The following is a 21,940-nucleotide window of genomic DNA, read 5'->3' as shown; positions in this document are numbered from 1 at the left end:
CCCTGCGTTGTGCCTTCGGCGCTCGCCCCTTTCTTTACGGTGCCACATTCGAGGACGTAGATCATTTGTATACACGAAACCCAGGGTGGAACCCGTCGATCACGGCGCGACGAGCAGCGACGAAGGCTCCATCGACATCGCGCTCATGGGCTGGAGTCGGCCGACCCTGCTCCCAGCCCAGTCTCAGGGCAGCAGTTGGTCGATCATGGTGTTGCTGTAGATCCGGTGCGGGTCGAGCTCGTTGTAAGTCGCCCTCGCGGTGTCCCAGTTCTCGGTACTCGGAACACCTGCTCGATAAGTGTCCGGCAGGGTGTTCTCGATGACGCCTGCATCCTTGTAGGGAAGTTCGGAGCTGAAAGCCCAGCCTTTGGACCACTCGGGTCGGAAGGTCGCCCATCCGCCGCTGTAATGGCCACGCATCCACTGCTCCATCTCGCGGTAGAAGGCGAACATCCCCGGCGTTCCCGGTACGCCGAGGACGTTGAGCCATACCGCGGTATTCCACTCGGGATGATCAGGGCGAGGACGCATCGCGGAGATGGTGGGTGGACCGGCTGAATCGACGACGACGTCCGCCGGGTCGTCCATGCCGCAGCAGCGGATCTCGACTGGGCCGTTGATCGGAAACTGGCCGATGGACTGGTAGTACGAGGTGCGTTCGTGAAACCACTGCGTGAAGTCCGCGATCACCTGAGCCACGTTGGCACGTGAGGTGATGACCGCGCCACCGCCCTCGGTGAGTAGCAGAGTGCTCGGTTTGATGTAGAACTGGACGTCCTTGGCCCAACCCCACAGGTCGTTCGATGCGGTCGCTGCTAGTCCTGCGACGGTCGTCCCGTAGAAGACCTGACCGAATGCCGGTGCAATGAAGGTGTTTCCGGCGGTCAGCTGGCCGATCAGATCGGAGGCGATCTCGGGCAGGTTGTCGGAGAAAATGTAATTGTAGGGCCCGGTCACCTCGCGAGCCGTCGGTGGCTTTTCCGGGCAAACCGACCACACCTTGAGCCACGGATTCTCGGTGAAGGGGTACCAGATCGCCTCGACTCGTCCGGTCTCGTCGAGATGCTTCTCGAATGTGCGGCCTGAAGCGCCTGGGCCACCGAACAACTCACGCCACCCGATGTCGGTGTAGCTCTGGCATCTCATCCGCGAGTTGACGCCTGCCTGCATTGTTACCGACGTCAGAAATGTTCGACCGAGGTGTGTCAGAAGCGGTGTGATTTCGGGTTCGGAGCGGTCGAATGTCCGGAGCGCATAGGCGGATCCGTCCCATACGACGGCAGTCAATGAGGTGACGAGGTTGCTGAGTGAACCGTAGGTCGTTCCCGCGACGGGTACTTCCCCTACCGCGGGCACCGCAGCACCGTGTGCGTCGACGGCAAGTGCGCCCGCGACGGACAGGACCCCAGGTGCAGGGACGCTGACCCAGCCGAGTCCGTTGTTCTCGAGTTGCTGCAGAATCGCTTCGAGGGTCGCACCCGCGCCTGCGGACACCGTGGACGACGCTGGGTTCACGGAGATTCCGTTGAGGTGAACCATGGTGTCCACCAGGACTGTCCGATCGATGTTCTCACCATTGACGATGGTCAGGGGAGTCCAGCCGTGCATTGCTCCGCGGGGTCGAATACGGTAGTCGTTCTCGTGTGCCCAGTTGGCAAGTCGAACAACATCATCCGGTGTCACCGGCGAGCACGTCCAGATCGCGTCGAGGATGATCTCCTTCGACCAGTTCTGATAACGCTGCTGGTAGAGGGGGATGCCTGCCGGAAAGTTCGGGGGCGCGGGGATCGTCGTGTCGGCGCTTCCGAACGGCACCGCACCTGCGGGGACCGCCCGCACGACCGACGCTGCGGCCACGGCACTTGCGGTTGCCGCGATGAAGGTGCGGCGATTGAACTGTGTCACTGTGATTCCGTCTTTCTCGGGTGGATCAGCGCTTCAGGACGACGTCGGTGAGAACTGTAGCGCCACTTCGCTCGGGGATCGTGACGATCGCCGTCAACTCGTTTTCGTTGTCCCAGATTTGGCACTCGAGCGTCTCGCCCGGATACACGACGCCGGCGAACCGAGCGGCGAAGCCGGTGGTGGGTGCACCCGGAAGTGCAGCGGAGATGGCTCGACACACCATTGCGTAGGTGCACAGACCGTGCAGTATCGGTTGGGGAAACCCTGCTGCGCTGGCGAATCCGGGATCCGAATGCAGCGGATTGCGATCACCGCACATGCGATACATCAGTGCCTGCTGGGGGAGGATCGGTATCAGGACCACCGCATCGGGATCTCGATCGAGTGGAGCGTGCGTGTGCGAGGGTCCGCGCTCGCCGCCGAACCCTCCCTCGCCCTTCGCGAAGATCGACGACCGGGTCCGCCACAGTTCGGTACCGTCCGGTGTGGTCGTCGTCGATTCCTGGAGGATCACCGCGGCGCTCCCCTTGTCCCAGATGTCGCTGATGCGGGTGGTTGTTCGCGCCTGGCCATACGGCGGGATCGGACCCATCACCCGCACTTCCTGGCCGCCGTGTACGACGTTTGCGAGATCGATGTCGATGCCGGGGAACTTGACCTGGGGCGCCTCGGTGGCGTGGAAGGTCGATGCGACCGTGGCGAACGTCGGAAGGACGGACGGCTTCGCGTCGTCGAGGTAGAGGAGTTCGCGTTCGTTTAGGGGATTCGAGCCGGCGCCGATCGCGAGGTTGTAGGTCTGCACATCGGTTGCTGTCCAGGAGAATTGGATCGGCGGCAGCTCGGCTCCCAGAGCGGTATGGAGGTCGATGCTCACCGATGTCCCCTTGCGATCATGTCGAGGACCGCCAGGTAGCCGAATGTCATCGCCGGCCCGATGGTTGCGCCGGGGCCCGCGTAGGTGTGTCCCATGACCGGGGCGCTGGCGTTGCCGACCGCGTACAAACCGTCGATGACGGTGCCGTCCTCACGCAGCACGCGAGCGTCCGCATCGGTGACGAGGCCGCCCTTGGTGCCGAGGTCGCCCGGCACCATCTTGACCGCATAGAACGGTGGCTTGTCCAGAACGCCCAGGCTTGGATTCGGCTTGTTGGTCGGATCGCCGTAATATTTGTCGTAGCCGCTCTCGCCGCGGCGGAAATCCTCGTCGACGCCAGTGCGTGCAAACCCGTTGAACCGCTCCACCGTTGCGCTGAGTTCGGCGACAGGGAGACCGGTCTTGTCGGCGAGCTCCGAGACGGTTTCGGCTTTGACGACGATGCCCGCTTTCATCCAGCGAGATGGGAAAGCCTTCTTCGGTTGCAGACCCGCGAAGATGTATCGGTCACGGTAGCGCTGGTCGATGATCATCCAGGTGGGGATGTTTTCGCCTGGCCCCTGCCCGACGCCGAACTTTCCGCCGTACATCGCATGGACGGCTTCGACGTAGGGCGCCGCTTCGTTGAGGAAGCGCTTACCCGAGCCGTTGACCATGATGCCACCGGGCAAAGTGCGCTCGGCAATGCAGAACCACGGCCCGCCGGTCAGCGGAATGGACGGGCCCCACCAGGAGTCGTCCATCAGATCGACTGCAGCGCCGAGCTTCTGACCGGCTCGGATGCCGTCGCCGGTGTTCGCTTTCGCACCCACGGTCCACTCGGTGCCGATGGGTTCTCGTTGGTACTGCTTACGCATCTCCTCGTTGTGTTCGAAACCGCCTGCCGCCAATACGACGCCGAGTCTTCCCTTGAAGACGTTGCCGCCGGAGACGGTGACGCCGGTGACTCGGCCGTCCTCGACGTGAAAGTCGGTCATCGGGGTGTCGAGGAGTACCGGAACGTTCGCGTCCGCAAGCCCGGCTCGGAGGGCAGCAGCGAGTGCCTGGCCTCTGCCAAGTAGGTGTTTACCAGTGAGTTTGGCTGCCATCCAGCGCATTCCGACGCGAAGTACCCGGGCGATGCCGCTGGGGTGACGTCTGAGCAGATTGATGGTGCGGTAGTCGGCCTGGGTGAGTACGACGTTGAGTGGTGCTTTTCCGTAGTCTGGTTCGAGATTGTTCACCTCTGCGCCGAGGCACTTCGCGTCGAAGGGGGTCGGCTCGACGGACCGGCCACCGACCCGGCCGCCGGGCGCTTCCGGGTAGTAGTCGGAGTAACCGGGGACCCACTGCATCTTCAGCGGTGAGTTGCGCAGGACGAAGCTCAGCATTTCCGGACCGCGCTCGAGATAGGTGTCGATGCGTTCCTTGGAGACGACGTCGCCGATGATCGCGTGAAGATAGTCGCGGGCAGCTTCCGGGGTGTCGTCGACGCCATCGGCCTGCAGTGCCTCGTTGTTGGGGATCCACACGCCGCCGCCCGAGCGAGCTGTCGATCCACCGAAGTGGGCTGCCTTCTCGACGACGACGACGCTCTGTCCGTTGTGGGCCGCGGTGAGCGCGGCGGTCATGCCGCCTGCGCCGCTTCCGACCACGACGATGTCGTATTCCTGCGTACTCATGTAGAACACGTTATAGAATGATGGCATCGACAGTCCATGCTTTCTGCCAGGAAGTATCAATAGATTTGTCGTTTGAAACGAAAACACGTTCCAGTTTGGATGGGAGGGTAAGAGTGGTGTCCTGGGATTTACATACCGACGTGGTGGTCGTGGGATTCGGAGCAGCGGGCGCAGCGGCTGCAATCGAGGCAGCCCAAGGCGGAGCCGACGTCATCGCGGTCGACCGATACGTGGGCGGGGGCGCGAGCACGATCTCCGGCGGAGTCGTCTACGCGGGCGGGGGAACGTCCGTGCAGAAGTCGGCAGGGATCGAGGATTCGGCCGACGCCATGTTCGCCTACCTGAGCAAAGAAGTGGGCGACGCAGTCGGGCAGGCAACTCTGCGCCGATTCTGTGACGACAGTCCAGCAATGATCGAGTGGCTGAAGGACCAGGGCGTTCCCTTCGAGGCGTCACTCTGCCCGTACAAAACGTCGTATCCCAGCAACCGGCATTACCTGTACTACTCGGGAAGCGAGGCCGCAGGCGAATTTCGGGTCGTCGCGAAACCAGCGCCGAGGGGCCATCGCGCGAAGGGCAAGGGCACGTCGGGCAAAATGCTCTTCGGTCCGCTCGCAGCGTCGGCAAAACGAGTGGGTGTGCGGCTGATGTCGCAGAGTCGGGCATGCTCCTTGGTCGTGGCCGAAGGGCGAGTCGTCGGCGTCGAATGTCATTCCCTCGCCGATGCACCTGCGTCAATTCGATTTCTGCACAAACAGATCGGGCTCTTGTCCGCAAAACCGGGAATCTATGCCCCGCAATTTCGGTATCTGCTCGAACGTAGGCTCGCGCATCTCGAGAAGAAGTATGCGAAGGTGCTACGCATCGAGGCACGTAGCGGGGTGATCCTGAGTGCGGGAGGGTTCGTCGCAGACCGCACGATGATGAAGACGCACGCGCCTGCGTATACGGGCGGCATCGCGCTCGGTACCGCAGGCGACGACGGTAGCGGTATCCAACTCGCAACCGACCTCGGCGCTGCCACCGACAAACTCGGCAGCATCTCGGCGTGGCGGTTCATCGTCCCACCCGTACCGTTCCTCGGGTCGCTGCTGGTGAACCGGGCAGGGATGCGGATGGTCGACGAGTCCCGCTATGGCGCCGCGCTCGGCCAGGTCATCGTCGAGAAGGGCGAGGGTCGAGGGTGGCTGCTCGCGGACGCGGATCTTGTGCGCGAGGCCAAGAAACAGCTTCCGTTGCAGTCGATGTGGTTTCAGCGGGTGCAGAACGCGGGACTCATGTTGACGGCGAAACGAGCCGACACCATCGAGGATCTGGCGCGGAAGGTCGGTATCGATCCGGTCGGGTTGCGCGAGACCGTCGACCGACACAATACTGCCATTGCGTCCGGCAGCGCCGATCCGTTCGGCAAGCACGACGATTTTCGGCGGCCGGTGGTGCAGGCGCCGTTCGCGCTGTTCGACATCGGGATCCCGGCGGCGTCGGGCATCGCCAAGATGATGAACCCGTGTCCGATGATCACGCTGGGCGGTCTCGTTGTTGACGAGGAGTCCGGTCAAGTGAAAGACGCAGCGGGAGAGGGTATTGCCGGCCTCTACGCGGCTGGTCGCACTGCCGTCGGAATTTGCTCCAACTCGTACGTCAGTGGATTGTCCCTGGCGGACTGTATCTTTTCGGGACGCCGTGCCGGCGCCAGGGCGGCGAAAGGTGTGCACAGTGCTGTCGACGCAGACGCGATCTGAGATAGGTCGACCAAACCCGATATGGAAGTCGTCGACACCCACGAGATTCGACTGCTGAACATTCGCCGCAGGCTCTAGCGGGTCACGGATCGCAATGCGGCGTTGGTAGCGGAGTTGTGTGACGAGGCTCAGGTGGGCGTCCACGGTCGCGAGAACGCGGACCGGGCAGTGGCGATCTCGATGTGCGCGGGCGCACAGCAGATCGACGGCAGTGCCCGACGATTCGGCGCCGGTGCAGGTGATACTGCGAGGCGGCAACGACAGTGGCGTGAACAGTGCGGAGGGATGGGGCCGTCGTGCCGCTACGGAGGCGCGGACGCCAGCGTTCGGTCGTCAGAGCAGTCGGCAAGGTAAACGGCGAGGCCCATTGCTGGCATCGGTGCGACGGGCAACTGCCGGTGTGGTCGGTCGAATATGGGTGGTAGCCCAGATGGTGGGTGAGGAGCAGATCGGTTGACCGGCAACGTCATCCATCACCTGTCTTCGCACCGCTGGAGTACGGCGATGCCGACCATATCGCCGTGCCCCGGAAGGCGACACGACGACGCCCGGCCTCGATGCCTGCGCACCCTGCCCACCGCGCCTGCTTGTGTGGGCGGTGGATGCGTGTGGTCACGGCGGCCCTATCTGCGGACTCATGCGGCGGGTTTTCGTTGTCGGTGGTAGCTGGGTCTGGGTTGTCGTTGTGGGTCTTCGGTGGCGGGTGGGATGACGGTGGGGTGCCCGTCTGCTCCGAGGGTGATGTCCCAGCCTTCGTTGTGGATGCGCCGGTGGCAGGTGGTGCAGACGAGGGTGAGGTTGGTGATGTCGGTGGGTCCGTCGTCGCGGAAGAAGACGATGTGGTGGACCTGGCACCAGGTGGCAGGTTTGCCGCACATGATGCAGCAGCGGTCGCGGAGGGTGACGGCTCGGCGTTGTTCGTCGGTGGCGAGTCGGACTGTTCGTCCCATGGCCAGGGGGATGCCGTTGTCGTCGATGATGAAGGGGGTGAGGTCGGCGTCGCAGGCGAGGAGTCGGGCGAGGGTTGCGCTGATGGCCTGGGTCCATTCGAGGTGGAACGGCCAGTCGGGGTCGCCCATGGTCGGCCCGGAAGACGTCCCGCCACCTGTCCCGCTGCCGCTGTCCGTCCCGCTACTGCTGCCCGTCCCGCTACTGCCGGCGGTGTTGTCGGTGGTGGTGGTGGTGTCGGGGGTGAGGAGGTCGCGGAGGTGGACGGTGACGTTGACCGCCGCGGGCGTAGTTGCGGGCCGTGCACTGTGGCCTCGGGTGTTGTGTTCGTCGAGTATCTGCGAGAGGGCGTCGGAGTTGCGGCGGGCGTGACTGCGTGGATCGCGGGTGCCGTCGGGTTCGGGGTGCGGCCTGGACAGCGCTGTCAGCGACGCTCGTAGCTTCTCGGCGAGGACGGTGTCGATATCGCCTTTGACGGTGGTGCGGCCGTTGGCGAGGAGGAACATCTCCAGCTTGTTGAGTGCCACATTCTCCGACACCGGGATCGGGGGCGGCCCGATCGGGCCCGGAGCAGGTTCCGGTTCGGGGTCCTCGCGAGAATTGTCGTCGTTGCCAGGTACGGGGTCGTTGCCTTGCCCGCGTTGGTGTTGGCGTTTTTCCCAGTCGCGGTGCTGTTGTTCTCGGCGTTGTTGTTCGCGCAGTCTCTGTTCGTGGCGGGCGCGGGCATCGCGGGCGGCGGCGAGGGAGAGTTCGTTGGCTCTGACTTTGACGGTGTGCACTGTCCCGATGAGCGCGGCATCGAGGAGCAGTCGCACGACCTCGCCCATCTGTTGCGTGGTGATTGTGGTGTCGGCGGTGTTCACTGTCCAATATCCTTCGTGGATTTCTCGGACGTGTGCGGGGTGGATGTCTCCGGCGGCGAGGGCGGTGTGGACGGTGGGCCAGGCGGTGAGCCAGGTGGCGATGTCGAATTGTTTGTCGGCGTTGCCGTGGGCCACTCGGGTTCCGGTGGCGAGCCAGTGTGCGGGGCTCGAGTGTCCTTGTTTCAGGTTGAGGCCGCGGCGGGCGAAGTGGGCCAGCAGTGCGTATTTGTCTGCGGCGAGTTGGTTTTCGGTGTGGGTGAGCTCGACGATGGCGGAGCTGATTTGATGATCGGTGAGCGTGTCGGCGCTGCGGTAGTCCCCCAACTTCTGCATGGGTAGGAAGCTACAACGCCCCACCGACACGCTTGGCGAGACGCCTTACCTTCTCGGCTCGTACCGCATCGCCACAGCACCGGAGCCGAACTCTTGCCGGTCGACGAGTGTCAGATCGACATACTTCGACAGCCCCGCGAACAACGTGGGCCCGTGTCCCACCAACCTCGGGTGCACGACGAACTCGTACTCGTCGATCAAATCGAGCTCTGCCAGGGCGAGCGGCAGCATCACACCGCCGACGAACAGGCCGTTACCCGGCTCTCGCTTGAGAGCGGAGACCGCGTCGCCCAAATTTCCCTGCAGGAGTTCGGCATTCCAGTCGACTTGAGCGAGCGTGCTCGACACGACGTATTTCTTGGCCGCGTCGATTGTCTGGGCGAAAGGGTCGTCTGTCTCGGCTCCGGGGGATTGACGGAACGCGGACTCCATCATCTCGTAGGTGACGCGTCCGAAGAGGAGGGCATCGGCTCGGGCGATGTTCGCTGCTGCGCGAGCGTGCATTTCTTCGTCCGGGACGATGGAGCGGTGATCGCAGCACCCATCGAGCGTGACGTTGATGGAATACCTGAGCGGCGGCATAGGACCCAGACTACCCAGTAGTCAATTCGGAACCGACAGAATTCCTTCCATCACCGCGTGATCGATCGAATCCTGCAAGCGTTGACACGAATCGACCGTCGCCGAATTTTCTGCATCCCGGAACACGGGACACGTGTTCGCGGGCTTCGACGTCCACTGCACCGATGTCTGTTTGACACTGTTCTTACGCACGAGAACGCATGTTCCACAGGCGCGACACTCGACAGGTGCGAGCCGCGAATCCAGATAGTTCTCCTTGTCCCTGACGGTCTGCGCGTGAACGTTCGCGGCCCGGTTCGGGTCGTCGGCGAAATCCGGAGCCTTCGCCCACTTCATGCGTCGGCTTTCTCCGCTGCCTGCTTGGCCAAGTTCTCCTCGACCTCGTGCTGCCACACCTCGTTGGCTTTGGTGGTGTCGACCTCGAACTCGAATCGACTGGTCATCTTCTCGTCGACATCGGCGACGTCGACGTAGAACTGGTCGTACCACCGCCGCAGTTGGTAGACCGGGCCGTCCTCCTCGCATAGGAGTGGGTTGTCGATCTTCGTCTTGTTCTTCCAAATCTCGACGTCCTGAAGAAATCCCACACTGATTCCCTCGGTGAACTTCTCGGCGAGTTTGTCCGCGGTCTTCTCGTCGATTCCCGCAGGCTTCTCGACGGTGATGCCCCACTGCAACACGAACGAATTCTGATCGATCGGGTAGTGACAGTTGATCAACACGCTCTTGACTTCGTACCCGCCGTAGATGTTGGTCAATGGGTTGATCATGTACGACGGCCCGAAGTACGACGCCTCGGACTTCAGCAACGTATCTCCGCCATATTGAGAGGCCATACCGATGTCGGGCCTGCCCTTGGTGTTCAAGTACTGCGACGCGACGTGCCCTTCGAAGACGTTCTTGAAGTAGGTCGGGAACGCGTAGTGGATGTAGAAGAAGTGCGCCATGTCGACGACGTTGTCGATGATCTCGCGGCAGTTGGCGCCCTCGATGACCATGGAGTTCCACGTCCAGTCGGTCCACCCGTCGCTGTAGGCGCCCTCGATGCGGGGGATGGTCACGTCCTCGGGCGGCGGATTGTTCTCGGCGTCGTTCCAGACGAAGAGCTGCCCGTTCTGCTCGAGCGTCGTCCAGGTTCGTGTCCGGGCGAGCGGCGGTACGCGTCGGGCGTAGGGGATCTCTGTGCACTTGCCGCTCGCACCCCAGCGCCAGTCGTGGAACGGGCAGGCAATGGCATCGCCTTTGACGGTTCCCTGCGTCAGATCGCCGCCCATGTGGCGGCAGTAACCGTCGAGCACCACGATCTTGCCCGACGACTCGGCGAACACGACGAGTTTGGTGCCGAAGGCCTGCACGGCGTGCGGCGTCCCGTCCATGAACGTCTTCGCAAGGCCGAGGCAGTGCCAGCCCCGTGCATAGCGAGTCGGCGTTTTTCCCACGTCGATTTCACGGATCCTAGCCATGTGCACCCCTTGCTTTCTGCTCGATCAAGTTACTAGAACACGTTATAGAATTGTGCACGAATTGGCTAGTGAAAGCGTTGGAACAAGTTCTCGACAGTAACGGGAACGTGTTCTAGTCTTGGCTGAGTACCCACTGAAGGCAGGAGTAGTCAAACGTGACTCACGAGGTGATGGAGAGGCTCGAAGCCTTGCTGCCCGCACTGCGCGAACGAGCGCAGGAAACCGAAGATTTGAGGAGACTCCCCGAGGAGACGGTCAAGTCCCTTCAGGAGACAGGATTCTTCCGGCTGCTGCAGCCGGCACAATGGGGCGGTTACGAGGAAGACCCGGTGCTGTTCTACTCGGCGGTGAAGAAGATCGCGAGTGCATGTGGGTCCACCGGCTGGGTGTCGTCGATCATCGGCGTCCACAACTGGCACCTGGCACTGTTCTCGCAACAGGCACAGGAGGACGTGTGGGGCCGGGATACCGACGTCCGCATCTCCTCCTCGTACGCCCCGATGGGCGCGGGAACAGTCGTCGACGGCGGATATCAGCTGTCGGGCGCGTGGCAATGGTCCTCCGGGTGTGACCACGCATCGTGGGCAATGCTCGGTGGTCCGGTGATCAAGGATGGGCGTCCCGTCGACTTCGTGACGTTCCTCGTCCCGCGCGAGGACTACCGCATCGACGACGTCTGGAACGTTGTCGGGCTGCGCGGAACCGGCAGCAACACAGTGGTCGTCGAGAACAAGTTCGTTCCGACGCACCGCGTCCTGAGCTTCAAGAAGATGAACGACCACACTGCCGAAGGTCTCGAGCTCAATACCGCGCCCGTCTACAAGATGCCCTGGGGCACAATCCATCCGACGACCATCTCCGCACCGATCGTTGGGATGGCCGAGGGCGCCTACGCTGCCCATGTCGAGCACCAAGGCAAACGCGTCCGCAAGGCGTTCGTCGGTGAAACCGGAAAGGACGACCCCTTCGCCAAGGTTCGAATCGCGGAGGCCAGCAGCGATATCGACGCCGCGTGGCGTCAGCTGTCGGGCAACGTCGCCGACGAGTACGCACTTCTGAAGGCCGGTGACGAAGTCCCCATCGAACTGCGACTGCGTGCCCGACGAGATCAAGTCCGTGCGACGGGCCGTTCGGTCGCGTCGATCGACCTGCTCTTCGAGAGTGCAGGCGCGACTGCTCTGCAGAACGATGCTCCATTGCAACGCTTTTGGCGCGACGCTCATGCCGGACGCGTGCATGCCGCCAACGATCCAGAACGGGCATATCAGATGTTCGGCGGAGGCGAGTTCGGTCTCCCGCTCAAGGACACGATGGTATGACCGCGGTAGCAGAGACCATCACCTACGAGTCGACGTCGAAATTCGCGCAGGTGCGCGAAAATCTGACCCTGCACTACCACGAGGCAGGAATCGGGAACGACAGTACGATCGTGCTGCTGCACGGCGGCGGGCCCGGTGCATCCGGGTGGTCGAACTTCGCTGCCAACATCGAAGTTCTGGCGCAGCGTTTCCACGTTCTGTGCGTCGACCAGCCGGGGTTCGGGCAGTCCGACAAGCCGACCGAGCACCCGCAGTACTTCGTGCACAGCAGTTCGGCTCTGAAAGATCTGCTCGATCACCTCGGCATCGACCGTGTACACCTGCTCGGTAACTCGCTCGGCGGCGGCACTGCGGTGCGGTTCGCCCTCGACTATCCGTCCATGGCAGGAAGATTGGTGCTCATGGGTCCCGGAGGCCTGAGTATCAACCTGTTCGCTCCCGATCCCACCGAGGGGGTCAAGAATCTGGGCAACTTCGCAGCACCCCCAGGTCCGTCTAAGGAGAAGCTCGCTGCGTTCCTGAAAGTGATGGTGTACGACCAGTCGATCATCACCGACGAACTGCTCGAGCGCCGCTACGCGCAGGCGTCGACGCCGGAATCCATCGCCGCGATGAAAGCAATGGGAAAGTCCTTTGCTGGAGCCGATTACGAGAAGGGCATGCTGTGGCGCGAGGCGTACAAACTCCGGCAGCGAGTACTTCTGATCTGGGGCCGCGAGGATCGCGTCAACCCGATCGACGGTGCGCTCGTCGCTCTGAAAACTATTCCGCGAGCGCAACTTCACGTGTTCGGGCGGTGCGGTCACTGGGCTCAGGTGGAAGTGGCCGATGAGTTCAACCGTCTGACCACCGCATTCCTGACAGAGGGGAGCTGAGCAATGGGAATCCGATCACTCGCCTACATGCGGATCGAAGCGACCGACATGGACGCCTGGCGTCAGTACGGTTTGAAAGTCCTCGGCATGGTGGAGGGCAAAGGCGTCGTGGACGGCGCGTTGTATCTGCGGATGGACGATTTCCCCGCGCGTCTGGTGATCGTGCCGGGAGAGAAGGACCGGCTGCTCGTATCGGGCTGGGAAACTGCGAATGCAGCGGAGCTGCAGGGTATTCGGTCTGCGCTCGACAACGCGGGAGTCCCGTACAAGGAAGGCACCGCGGAGCAGTTGCAGGATCGGCGAGTCGATGAACTGATCGTGTTCGAGGACCCGTCGGGAAACACGCTGGAGGCCTTTCATGGCGCCGCCCTGGAGCATCGCCGGTTGGTGAGCCCGTACGGTCACCGGTTCGTCACCGGTGAGCAGGGTCTGGGGCATGTAGTCCTTTCGACGGACGATGACGAGGTCTCGCTCCGGTTCTACCGCGACGTACTCGGCTTCCGGTTGCGCGACTCGATGCGGCTGCCGCCTCAGATGATGGGGCGTCCCGCCGACGGTCCGCCCGCATGGCTGCGCTTCTTCGGCTGCAACCCGCGTCACCACAGCCTCGCGTTCCTCCCGATGCCGACATCGAGTGGAATCGTCCACTTGATGATCGAGGTCGAGAACTCCGACGACGTCGGGCTTGCACTCGATCGTGCGCTGCGCAAGAAGGTGCCGATGTCGGCCACCCTCGGCAGACACGTCAACGACCTGATGCTCTCGTTCTACATGAAGACCCCCGGGGGGTTCGACATCGAATTCGGTTGTGAAGGAAGGCAGGTCGAGGACGAATCCTGGGTGGCGCGAGAAAGCACTGCCGTGAGCCTGTGGGGCCACGACTTCTCGGTGGGAATGCAGTAGTGGGCGTCCTGGATTCCAGCACCCTGGATCCCCGAACCTTCCGGACCGTCCTCGGGCAGTTCTGTACCGGGATCACCATCGTGACCACAACGGACGACGGGCGCCCTATCGGGTTCGCGTGCCAGTCGTTTGCTGCGTTGTCGCTGGATCCGCCACTCGTGTTGTTCTGTCCCACGAAGGGGTCGCGGTCGTGGGCGGCGATCGAGCGAACCGGGGCATTCGCCGTCAACGTGCTGGGGGAGGACCAGCAGGAAACGTGCGCGCGGTTCGGCTCCCGCGAGCTCGACAAGTTCGCGGGAGTGGAGTGGTCACCTTCGCCTCTGGGTTCGCCGATTTTGACCGGCGGCTCGGCGCACGTCGACTGCACGGTCGAGACGGTGCACGACGGCGGCGACCACTTCATCGTCGTCGGGCGAGTTCATTCCCTCGGTGAGATCAACGGTGAGCGTCCGTTGCTGTTCTACCGCGGTCAGTACACCGGGATCGAGCCGGACAAGACCGTACCGGCCCCGTGGCGCGACGATTTGGAGGCCTTCCTGACGGCGACGTCGTCGGATACCTGGTTGTAGTGGGCTTCGCCCCCGTGCGTGAAAAAGCACGGTGGGCCGTACCGAAGCGCTCACGGGCGCGGAGCGCATAACGTTGACATCGTGATTTCTTTCCGCCGTGTCGAGCCGGCAGACTTCCCGCTGATCGGCGAATGGCTGTCTCATCCGCACGTGGCGCGGTGGTGGAACCAGGAGTTCACTCCGGACGCCATCGAACGCGACTTCGGTCCGCCCGCGCGGGGCGAGGAACCTGCTGAGGATCTGCTCGCGCTCGAGAACGGTGTTCCGTTCGCGCACGTGCAGCGATGCCGATGGATCGACTACCCGGAGGACATCGAACCGCTCAGGAATTACGTCGAGGTTCCGGATGACGCCGTCACCATCGACTACCTCATCGGTGAACTGTCGGAGATCTCGAAGGGGCGAGGCACGCAACTCGTCCGAGCGTTCGTCGCGGACACGTGGGAGCGGTATCCGCGCTCGAACTCGATCATCGTCCCGGTCGCAGCAGGCAACCGTCCGTCCTGGCGGGTGCTGGAGAAAGCAGGTTTTCGGCGTATCGGTGAGGCGCAACTGACGCCGGACAACCCGATCGATCCCCCGCTTCACTACGTTCAGCGGCTCGACCGAGGCGAGTCATGATGTGCGGACGGCCTCGCCGAACTCCATCTGCAGCCTCGGCATGTGCGTCGTCGACACGGCATGACGGGACAGGCCGATCTCGCGCAGCTCGGACGCGAGAGGGTGCTCGCCCAGTGTCACGCGCGCACCTCCCGGCCTGGCCCGGACAGCTCCGGGCGTCATCGTCCACTTCGTACTTCGGGTGGCCCCGTCGAGGCACGAGAAGGCGTCGAGGGGCCGAGCGAACAGGGCGCCGGGCGCGGGCAGCCCTGCTGCAATCTCGAGGCGCAGTATCTCCGTGCCGTCCTGACTCAACCGTCCGTCGAACTTCGAACCGTAGGAGACGTCGAACTGCGCCAACTCCTTCGGAAATCCCCAGATCTGCCGGCCCGCAGCCATCGTGAATTCTCCGTCCACCGGAAGTCGATGGATCAGAACTCCCGTGGTCACGGGAAACGCGACTCCGAATTCGTTGTAAGGCCCCAGGTCTCCGTCGTCGTAACGCACGAAGATCAGCGCGCACAGGCCGTGGCGGGGTCCGATGTGGCGAAGCTTCAGCCCCGAATAGTCGATCGCCTGCTGAGCCCTGCCGCCGTGCACGGTGAACAGCGCCATCGCTGCGCGGGCGCGCCGAACCCTGACCGGCATCTCGATCTCGGTGCCGAGCACGACATGAGCCGTCATGGTGTAACACCTCTCAGCCCGTCGGCGCCGAAGACCTGCTCCAGCATGGAAGTGTAATCCGGTCCGCGCCTGAGCATTTGGCCGCCGTCGACGTTGACGATCTGTCCGGTGATCCACGACGACCCCGCCCCCAGCAGGAACAGTGCAAGCGCAGCGATGTCTTCCACTTCGCCGACACGCGCGAGAGGTGTGCACTCCATGTAGTCGTCGAGAATCGGACCGCCGTCGGTGATCAAGGCGACCAGGTCGGTTCGGGTGAGCCCCGGCCTGATGCCGTTGACCCGAACGTTGCTGGCACCCAACTCGTCTGCCGCGAGTTGCACCAGATGGTCGACCCCGGATTTCGATACCCCGTATGCCCCGAACCATCGGTGAGTGTTGCTGCTGGCGATCGACGAGATCGCCACGAACGATCCGCCGCCGCCCCTGACGAGTTCCCTGGCGGAGTGCTTGAGCGTCAACATCGTTCCGGTGACGTTCAATTCGACGGTACGTCGCCAGGCGGCGACGTCGATCTGGGTCACCGGACCGATCGTCTCGTTGCCGCCCGCGCAAGCGACGACTCCGTCGAGTCTGCCCGTCGCCGATGTCGCGAAGGCAACGGCATCGACGACGGAGTCCTCGTCGGTCACGTCGGCGACGAAGGTCCGTAGTGGTGTCGCCCGCGCTGCGTCGTCGAGCTTGCACTTGGTGCGCCCGACGATGGTGACCACCGCACCGGCGCCCACGAGTGCGGTGGCGATGCCGAGGCCGATCCCGCTGCCTCCGCCCGTCACGAGGATCGACTTTTCTGCGAATTCGGTCATTGCTGCCTCTCTCGGCGGTTACCGTTCCATAATAGGAACACGTTCTAGTTTTGGGAGGGTTTTCGATGACTGCACGCCTGGATGTCGATCTCACGGACGGACGCTTCTACGCAGGCGAGTTCGGGGATCCGCGCCAGGCGTATTCGTGGATGCGTGCACACGGTGCCCTCTACCGGCCCGAGGGCCCCGGATTGGCGGCTGTGAGCACCTACGCGGGTGTCCTTGCTGCCGAACGAGATCCGGAACTGTTCTCCAATTCCGGTGGGATTCGCCCGGAAATCGGCCCGTTGCCGCAGATGATCGACATGGACGACCCGGAACACGTCCGAAGGCGCAAGCTCGTCAACTCAGGCTTCACGCGGCGCAAGGTCGAGGCGAAAATCGACCGCATTCGACAGGTCTGCGACGAGCTGATCGACGCAGTCAAGGATCGCGGCGAATGCGACTTCGTCCGAGACCTCGCGGCGCCGCTGCCGATGGCGGTGATCGGCGACATGCTCGGCGTCCGCCCCGAGCAGCGTGGGACCTTCCTTCGATGGTCGGATGATCTGGTTCGCGCGCTCGGTAGTCACGCGTCCGAGAGTGAGAGTGCAGCGATGATGACGGCCTATGTCGAGTTCACCGACTTCACAATGCGTACCATCGCCGAACGCCGCGAGGAACCAACCGATGATCTGATCAGCACCCTCGTCCACGCCGAGGTGGACGGCCACAGCCTCACCGACCAGGACATCGTCAACGAGACGCTGCTGATCCTCATCGGCGGCGACGAGACCACCCGGCATGTACTGAGCGGCGGAATGGAACAGCTTCTCGCTCGACCTGACCAGCGGGACCGGCTCACCGCTCACCCTGCGTCGATCCCCGTCGCCGTCGAGGAGATGCTGCGATGGTCATCGCCGGTGAAGAACATGTGCCGAACCGTCACGAGGAGCACGACGTTCATGGGTGCGGATCTGGTGGAAGGGGAGAAAGTGTTGCTGCTGTTCGAGTCCGCGAACTTCGACGAGGACGAATTCACCGACCCTGCGGTGTTCGATGCCGCCCGTACCCCCAATCCGCACCTCGCTTTCGGCTTCGGCCCGCACTTCTGCCTCGGCAACCAACTTGCCCGGCTGGAGGGCAAGTTGATGTTCGAGCAGATTCTTGCGCGTATCCCCGACATGGAATTGGTGTCGGACGATCCTCTGCCGCGAAGAGCTGCCAATTTCGTATCGGGGCTCGAGTCGATGCCGGTCCGCTTCAGGCCCTTCCTGTGACCTGACCGTGCCGATGGGCGTCCTGGCGTGGACAATCAGCGAAATGGAGATTGCTGTACTGCTGGTGGTGCTCGCGATCGGCGTTCTTGCCGTCGTAGCGCTCGCCGAACGTCTGGACGTACCGCCGCCACTGCTGCTGATCGCCGTCGGTGCCGCGGTGTCTTACATCCCCGGCGTACCCGAAGTCCATCTGGAACCGGAAGTGGTGCTTCTCGGACTGCTTCCGCCGCTGTTGTATGCCACCGCGATTCAGTCATCGCTCGTCGATTTCAATGCCAATCGCCGATCGATCCTCCTGCTGTCCGTCGTACTGGTCATCGTCACGACGTTCGGTGTCGGTGCCATCGTGCACACCATCCTGCCGGGAATCTCATGGCCGGCAGCACTCGCGATCGGCGCGGTCGTCGCCCCGCCCGATGCCGTGGCCGCAACGGCCATCGGCCGCAGAATCGGCCTGCCGCGGCGCATCGTGACCATTCTCGAAGGCGAATCGCTGCTCAACGATGCGACGGCACTGGTCGCCCTCAGTACCGCGATCTTCGCCCTCGGACATTCGGTGCAGGCGTGGCGAATCGGTCTCGACTTCGTCATCGCCGCGGGTGGCGGAATTCTGATCGGCCTGATCACGTTCTTCGTCGTCGCCAAGTTGCGCAAACAGCTGACCAATCCCGTTCTCGACACAGCAATTTCCTTCATAGTGCCGTTCGCGGCCTATCTCGTTGCCGAGGAGTTCAATGCTTCGGGGGTGCTCGCTGTTGTTATCGCAGGCCTGCTGCTCGGCCACAAGGCGCCCATTCTGCAGTCTGCGCAATCCCGGATCGCCGAAAGAATCAACTGGCGAACCATCGCTTTCATCCTCGAGAACGCGGTCTTTCTCCTGATCGGTCTGCAGGCGTCGTGGCTCCTGCACGACGTCGGTAAGAGCTCGTTGCCGATCGCGACCATCGTCGGGGTCTGTGTCGCGACGCTCGTCGGCGTCATCGCTGTACGGATCGTGTGGGTCTTCGTTGCCCGCTTCGCGTTGATACGTCCGGGGGCCGACATCTCGACGGGGATCGTTCCCGGGTGGCGTTACACACTCCTCATCGGGTGGGCAGGTATGCGCGGCGTCGTGACGCTCGCCGCTGCCTTCATCATCCCGGAGGGAACCGAGTACCGAGAGATCCTGCTGCTCATCGCGTTCACCGTCGTGGCAGGCACCCTGTTCATTCAGGGCCTGTCGCTGCCCGTACTGGCGAGCCGGCTGAAAGTTCCCTCACCCGACCCCGCAGACGACGCGTTGGCGCGCGCGACACTGCTGCAACAGGCATCGAAAGCCGGCTACAAGGCGCTCGACGCGCTCGATTACGATGACCCACACGGCGTCGAAGCGCTCGTTCGTCAACGTGTCGACCAGCGCAATTTCTCCGCCTGGGAGCGTCTGGGCACCACGGCCGATCAGGAGACTCCGAGCGAGCTGTACGCCCGGGTGCGGCTGACGATGATCAACGCCGAGCGCGCCCGAATCCTCGAAATCCGCAGTGCGGGGACGGTGCCGTCGGAGATAGTCGGCGACGTACTCGCGATGCTCGATGTCGAGGAATCGATGATCGACGTTGCCAGCGAAGCGCGCAGTGACATAAGAACGGCCAACGCGCTGCGCATTCACCCCGGACTCGAGTGCGACGAGCTCGACCGGTATCCGGTGGGCGAGATCGTGTCCGACGGCACGTGCCACGAGTGCATCAGGGACGGCACCGAGTGGGTTGCCCTTCGGCAGTGCCTGGAATGCGGTCACGTTGCGTGTTGCGACTCCTCACCCAAGCAACACGCGACCGTACATTTCCACGAACTGGCCCACCCGGTGATGCAGTCCGCCGAGCCGGGTGAGAGTTGGCGGTGGTGCTACATCCACCACCTGACGGCCTGATCGAGACACGAGTGTCGGACGCTCGTGCGAACATACATTCGTGATCATGCACGCCGACCTCGACTCGTTCTACGCGTCGGTCGAACAGCGGGACGACCCCCGGCTGCGAGGCAAGCCGGTTCTCGTCGGTGGCGGAGTCGTGCTCGCCGCAAGTTACGAGGCCAAAGCCTTCGGAGTTCGCACTCCGATGAGCGGATCACAGGCACGGGCCCTGTGTCGGCACGCGATCGTCGTGCCCCCGCGCATGGACGCATACCTCGAGGCCAGCAAGGCGGTGTTCGAAATTTTTCGTGACACCACACCCCTGGTCGAGGGGATCTCGGTGGACGAGGCATTTCTCGACGTCAGCGGCCTCGGCAAGATCCGAGGGACGCCGGTCGAGGTCGCAGCGCGGCTGCGCCGGGAGGTGAAGGACAAGGTCGGGCTGCCTATCACCGTCGGCATCGCGACGACGAAATTTCTGGCGAAGGTAGCCAGTGCAGTCGGAAAGCCCGACGGCCTTCTGCTGGTCGAGCCCGGGCGCGAGCTCGAATTTCTGCATCCCTTGAAGATCGAAAGGCTCTGGGGTGTCGGCAAGGTCACCGCCGAGAAACTCCATGCCTTCGACATCGTCACGGTCGGCGATATCGCTGCGCAGTCGGAGGCCTCGATTGTCTCCATTCTCGGCAAAGGCGCGGGTCACCACCTCTATTCCTTGGCGCACAATCGCGATCCGCGCCGCGTGCAGACGTATCGCGGGCGAGGCTCGATCGGCGCCCAGCATGCGCTCGGGCGTGGCCGGAAATCGACCAAGGACGTCGAGACGTCGCTCATCGCCCTTGTCGATCGCGTGACTCAGCGTATGCGTGCAGCTCAGCGAACGGGCCGGACGGTAGTGCTGCGGCTTCGATTCGACGACTTCACCAAGGTCACACGCTCGCACACGCTGCACCGTGCGACCGCGGACACCCAGGACATTCTCGACGCCGCCCTGTTGCTGCTACGCGATGCAGGTTCTTTGATTGCGGACCAAGGGATCACGCTGGTCGGCGTCACGGTTGCCAATATCGAGCGCAGCGGTGCCGAGCAGTTGGAACTGCAGTTCGAGCAGTCTCAGGATGCGCCGAGCGCGTCGGCTCTCGATCTTGCGCTCGACGGTGTGCATCTGAAATTCGGCAAGAAGGCACTAACTCGCGGGGTCTTGCTCGGTCGTGATTCAGATCTGTCCGTACCGCTACTCCCTGACTGAAAATCAGTTCCTTGCCGACAATGCGAGCCGGAAGCCCTTCGGCATCAGGGTCAGGCGTTCCTCGATCTTCAGTTCGTACGACGGCTCCGCGTGGAAATCGAACTGCTGCAATATTTTTCCCAGGACCAGTACGGCCTCGTGGATCGCGAACTGCCGCCCGATGCAAGCGCGCTCGCCGGTTCCCCACGGTTTGTAGACATGACCGGGACGAGCTCGAACGTTCGCGGAGAGGAAGCGATCGGGATCGAAGGCGTCGGGATTGTCGCCCCACACAGGATCTCGGTGCAAGCCGGGGATGAGCACGAACGCCCAGTCGCCCTTCTTCATCTCGTGGCTACCGCCGATTCTTGTGTCTTCACGTGCTTCGCGGGCGAATGCAGGCGCTGTCGGCCACAGTCTCAAAGTCTCGTCGAGCACGCGCCGGACATATCGAAGCTTGGGAACCTGCTCGAACGTCGGAGGTTGCGAACCCCACACTTCGTCCACCTCGGCACGTGCGGCCGCGAGTACTTCCGGATTCTGCGCCAGGTAGTAGAGGGCGAACGAGAGTGCACCCGAAGTAGTCTCGTGACCGGCGATGAGGAACGTCAGGATCTGCTGACGAATATTGACTTCACTCAGCGCATTCGGGTTCTGTGAGTCGCGGGCGGCGTCGAGCATGATGTCGAGTAGATCGCCCTCACCCGACATCCCCGAGTCGCGACGGGTGCGGACGATCGAGTCGAGGACCTCGGCCAGATATCGTTGATTCTCCGCGTTTCGGCGGTCGGCTTTCCTGAATACGACGTCCGCGAGCCACGGGATAGGGACCAAAGCACGTCGTTGATTGTGGGAGAGGACGCCGACCATCGCGTCGACGAAGGGGTGTGGCTTGTCCCGCGTGAACGAGTCGAAGGTGTAACTGAATCCGGTGCGGCCGATGGTATCGAGGGTTAGCTTGGTCATGTCGGAGGAGACGTCGACAGTCTTGTGGGAGTGCCAGTGCGTCATCAGGTCGGACGCGACATCGAGCATGATCGAGTGGTAACTGCGCATCGCGCTCTGAGCGAAGGCGGGCCGCAGAAGGTCGTGTGCTTTCTGCCAGTTGGGCTCGTGAGTATGCGCGGTGAACAAGCCGTCGCCGCCGATGGATCTGAGTCCTTCGATGGCCGGAGACACGTGCTTGACGAATCGGTCCTCGTCGCACAGTTCGCCCGCGAGGTCGGCACCGGAGACCAGGATGTACCGACGGCCGAGCACCACCCGTTCGAAGATGGGGCCCAGCCGAGCGGCCAAGGCGACGGAATCCTGCACGGGCGTCGCGGCGTGTGCTCCGACCACATCGCCGAGAAGCGGCAGGCGCCGCGGCGGATGTGGGAGCGTCGTGCTTCGTTGTGCGACGTCAGCGACCATGATGACCCCTTCGTTCGTTACTGAA

19 protein-coding genes and 1 pseudogene are annotated in these 21,940 nt (G+C 63.1%); 10 read left to right on the top strand and 10 right to left on the bottom strand.

Features of this window, described 5'->3' with window-relative positions; genetic code table 11:
- Positions 1-183: 183 nt before the first annotated feature.
- The 3 genes from QMK17_RS08525 to kstD are packed head-to-tail and all read right to left on the bottom strand — an operon-like array spanning position 184 to position 4,440.
- Positions 184-1,905 (bottom strand): cholesterol oxidase substrate-binding domain-containing protein, encoded by a 1,722-nt coding sequence (locus QMK17_RS08525; RefSeq protein ID WP_283508245.1) that lies wholly within the window; start codon positions 1,903-1,905, stop codon positions 184-186.
- A gap of 25 nt (positions 1,906-1,930) precedes the next feature.
- On the bottom strand, positions 1,931-2,779 hold the full coding sequence (locus QMK17_RS08520) for a MaoC/PaaZ C-terminal domain-containing protein (RefSeq protein WP_283508244.1): 849 nt from the start codon (positions 2,777-2,779) through the stop codon (positions 1,931-1,933).
- The gene (kstD, locus tag QMK17_RS08515; RefSeq protein ID WP_283508243.1) at positions 2,776-4,440 is read right to left on the bottom strand and encodes a 3-oxosteroid 1-dehydrogenase; all 1,665 of its coding nucleotides are present in this window, start codon (positions 4,438-4,440) and stop codon (positions 2,776-2,778) included. Before kstD ends, QMK17_RS08520 begins: the two co-directional genes overlap by 4 nt.
- Before the next feature lie 116 nt (positions 4,441-4,556).
- Between kstD and QMK17_RS08510 the strand changes: the two genes are divergently transcribed.
- Together QMK17_RS08510 and QMK17_RS08505 are read left to right on the top strand one after the other, a co-directional pair.
- A complete protein-coding gene (locus tag QMK17_RS08510; protein ID WP_283508241.1) occupies positions 4,557-6,182 on the top strand; it encodes an FAD-binding protein in 1,626 nt (541 codons plus the stop codon).
- 78 nt (positions 6,183-6,260) lie between these two features.
- Positions 6,261-6,428 (top strand): annotated as a pseudogene (locus tag QMK17_RS08505) (4-hydroxy-2-oxovalerate aldolase); the annotation flags it as partial.
- A gap of 389 nt (positions 6,429-6,817) precedes the next feature.
- Here the strand turns inward: QMK17_RS08505 and QMK17_RS08500 are convergent.
- From QMK17_RS08500 to QMK17_RS08485, 4 genes are read right to left on the bottom strand one after another with little or no spacing between them, the layout of a single operon-like run.
- On the bottom strand, positions 6,818-8,326 hold the full coding sequence (locus QMK17_RS08500; RefSeq protein WP_283508240.1) for an HNH endonuclease signature motif containing protein: 1,509 nt from the start codon (positions 8,324-8,326) through the stop codon (positions 6,818-6,820).
- Between the two features lie 45 nt (positions 8,327-8,371).
- On the bottom strand, positions 8,372-8,908 hold the full coding sequence (locus QMK17_RS08495) for a dihydrofolate reductase family protein (RefSeq protein WP_283508239.1): 537 nt from the start codon (positions 8,906-8,908) through the stop codon (positions 8,372-8,374).
- Between the two features lie 21 nt (positions 8,909-8,929).
- Entirely contained in the window at positions 8,930-9,244 is a 315-nt protein-coding gene (locus QMK17_RS08490; RefSeq protein WP_283508238.1) for a hypothetical protein, read from the bottom strand.
- On the bottom strand, positions 9,241-10,371 hold the full coding sequence (locus tag QMK17_RS08485; RefSeq protein ID WP_283508236.1) for a Rieske 2Fe-2S domain-containing protein: 1,131 nt from the start codon (positions 10,369-10,371) through the stop codon (positions 9,241-9,243). Before QMK17_RS08485 ends, QMK17_RS08490 begins: the two co-directional genes overlap by 4 nt.
- A gap of 170 nt (positions 10,372-10,541) precedes the next feature.
- On the opposite strand from QMK17_RS08485, the gene hsaA reads away from it, so the two are divergent.
- From hsaA to QMK17_RS08460, 5 genes are all read left to right on the top strand, one after another.
- Positions 10,542-11,690 (top strand): 3-hydroxy-9,10-secoandrosta-1,3,5(10)-triene-9,17-dione monooxygenase oxygenase subunit, encoded by a 1,149-nt coding sequence (gene hsaA / locus QMK17_RS08480; protein WP_283508460.1) that lies wholly within the window; start codon positions 10,542-10,544, stop codon positions 11,688-11,690.
- Positions 11,687-12,565: a 4,5:9,10-diseco-3-hydroxy-5,9,17-trioxoandrosta-1(10),2-diene-4-oate hydrolase gene (gene hsaD / locus QMK17_RS08475; protein ID WP_283508234.1), complete on the top strand. Its 879-nt coding sequence runs from the start codon at positions 11,687-11,689 to the stop codon at positions 12,563-12,565. The genes hsaA and hsaD overlap by 4 nt, the downstream gene beginning before the upstream one ends.
- Positions 12,566-12,568: 3 nt before the next feature.
- The gene (gene hsaC / locus QMK17_RS08470) at positions 12,569-13,468 is read left to right on the top strand and encodes an iron-dependent extradiol dioxygenase HsaC (protein WP_283508233.1); all 900 of its coding nucleotides are present in this window, start codon (positions 12,569-12,571) and stop codon (positions 13,466-13,468) included.
- Positions 13,468-14,037 (top strand): 3-hydroxy-9,10-secoandrosta-1,3,5(10)-triene-9,17-dione monooxygenase reductase subunit, encoded by a 570-nt coding sequence (gene hsaB, locus QMK17_RS08465; RefSeq protein WP_283508232.1) that lies wholly within the window; start codon positions 13,468-13,470, stop codon positions 14,035-14,037. The genes hsaC and hsaB overlap by 1 nt, the downstream gene beginning before the upstream one ends.
- 81 nt (positions 14,038-14,118) lie before the next feature.
- Positions 14,119-14,658, top strand: a complete 540-nt coding sequence (locus QMK17_RS08460; protein WP_283508231.1) for a GNAT family N-acetyltransferase — start codon at positions 14,119-14,121, stop codon at positions 14,656-14,658.
- On the opposite strand, the gene QMK17_RS08455 is transcribed toward QMK17_RS08460, so the two are convergent.
- Both QMK17_RS08455 and QMK17_RS08450 read right to left on the bottom strand, forming a co-directional pair.
- A complete protein-coding gene (locus tag QMK17_RS08455; RefSeq protein WP_283508229.1) occupies positions 14,653-15,321 on the bottom strand; it encodes an acetoacetate decarboxylase family protein in 669 nt (222 codons plus the stop codon). The genes QMK17_RS08460 and QMK17_RS08455 overlap by 6 nt on opposite strands.
- Positions 15,318-16,127, bottom strand: coding sequence for an SDR family oxidoreductase (locus QMK17_RS08450; protein ID WP_283508227.1), 810 nt, complete (start codon positions 16,125-16,127; stop codon positions 15,318-15,320). The genes QMK17_RS08455 and QMK17_RS08450 overlap by 4 nt, the downstream gene beginning before the upstream one ends.
- Before the next feature lie 65 nt (positions 16,128-16,192).
- Here QMK17_RS08450 and QMK17_RS08445 point away from each other — a divergent pair, with 65 nt between their 5' ends.
- Genes QMK17_RS08445 through dinB form a run of 3 tightly spaced genes read left to right on the top strand, consistent with a single transcriptional unit; the run spans position 16,193 to position 20,523 of the window.
- Positions 16,193-17,386: a cytochrome P450 gene (locus QMK17_RS08445; RefSeq protein ID WP_283508226.1), complete on the top strand. Its 1,194-nt coding sequence runs from the start codon at positions 16,193-16,195 to the stop codon at positions 17,384-17,386.
- A gap of 43 nt (positions 17,387-17,429) precedes the next feature.
- On the top strand, positions 17,430-19,295 hold the full coding sequence (locus QMK17_RS08440) for a Na+/H+ antiporter (RefSeq protein WP_283508224.1): 1,866 nt from the start codon (positions 17,430-17,432) through the stop codon (positions 19,293-19,295).
- A gap of 46 nt (positions 19,296-19,341) precedes the next feature.
- Positions 19,342-20,523, top strand: coding sequence for a DNA polymerase IV (gene dinB, locus QMK17_RS08435; RefSeq protein WP_283508221.1), 1,182 nt, complete (start codon positions 19,342-19,344; stop codon positions 20,521-20,523).
- A gap of 3 nt (positions 20,524-20,526) precedes the next feature.
- Here dinB and QMK17_RS08430 read toward each other — a convergent pair whose 3' ends face one another.
- A complete protein-coding gene (locus tag QMK17_RS08430) occupies positions 20,527-21,915 on the bottom strand; it encodes a cytochrome P450 (RefSeq protein WP_283508219.1) in 1,389 nt (462 codons plus the stop codon).
- Between the last annotated feature and the right edge of the window lie 25 nt (positions 21,916-21,940).

It is taken from the genome of Rhodococcus sp. G-MC3 (assembly GCF_030063335.1).
Lineage (GTDB): Bacteria > Actinomycetota > Actinomycetes > Mycobacteriales > Mycobacteriaceae > Rhodococcoides.
Note: the sequence above shows the minus strand (reverse complement) of the source record. Positions and strands in the feature narration are given on the sequence as shown.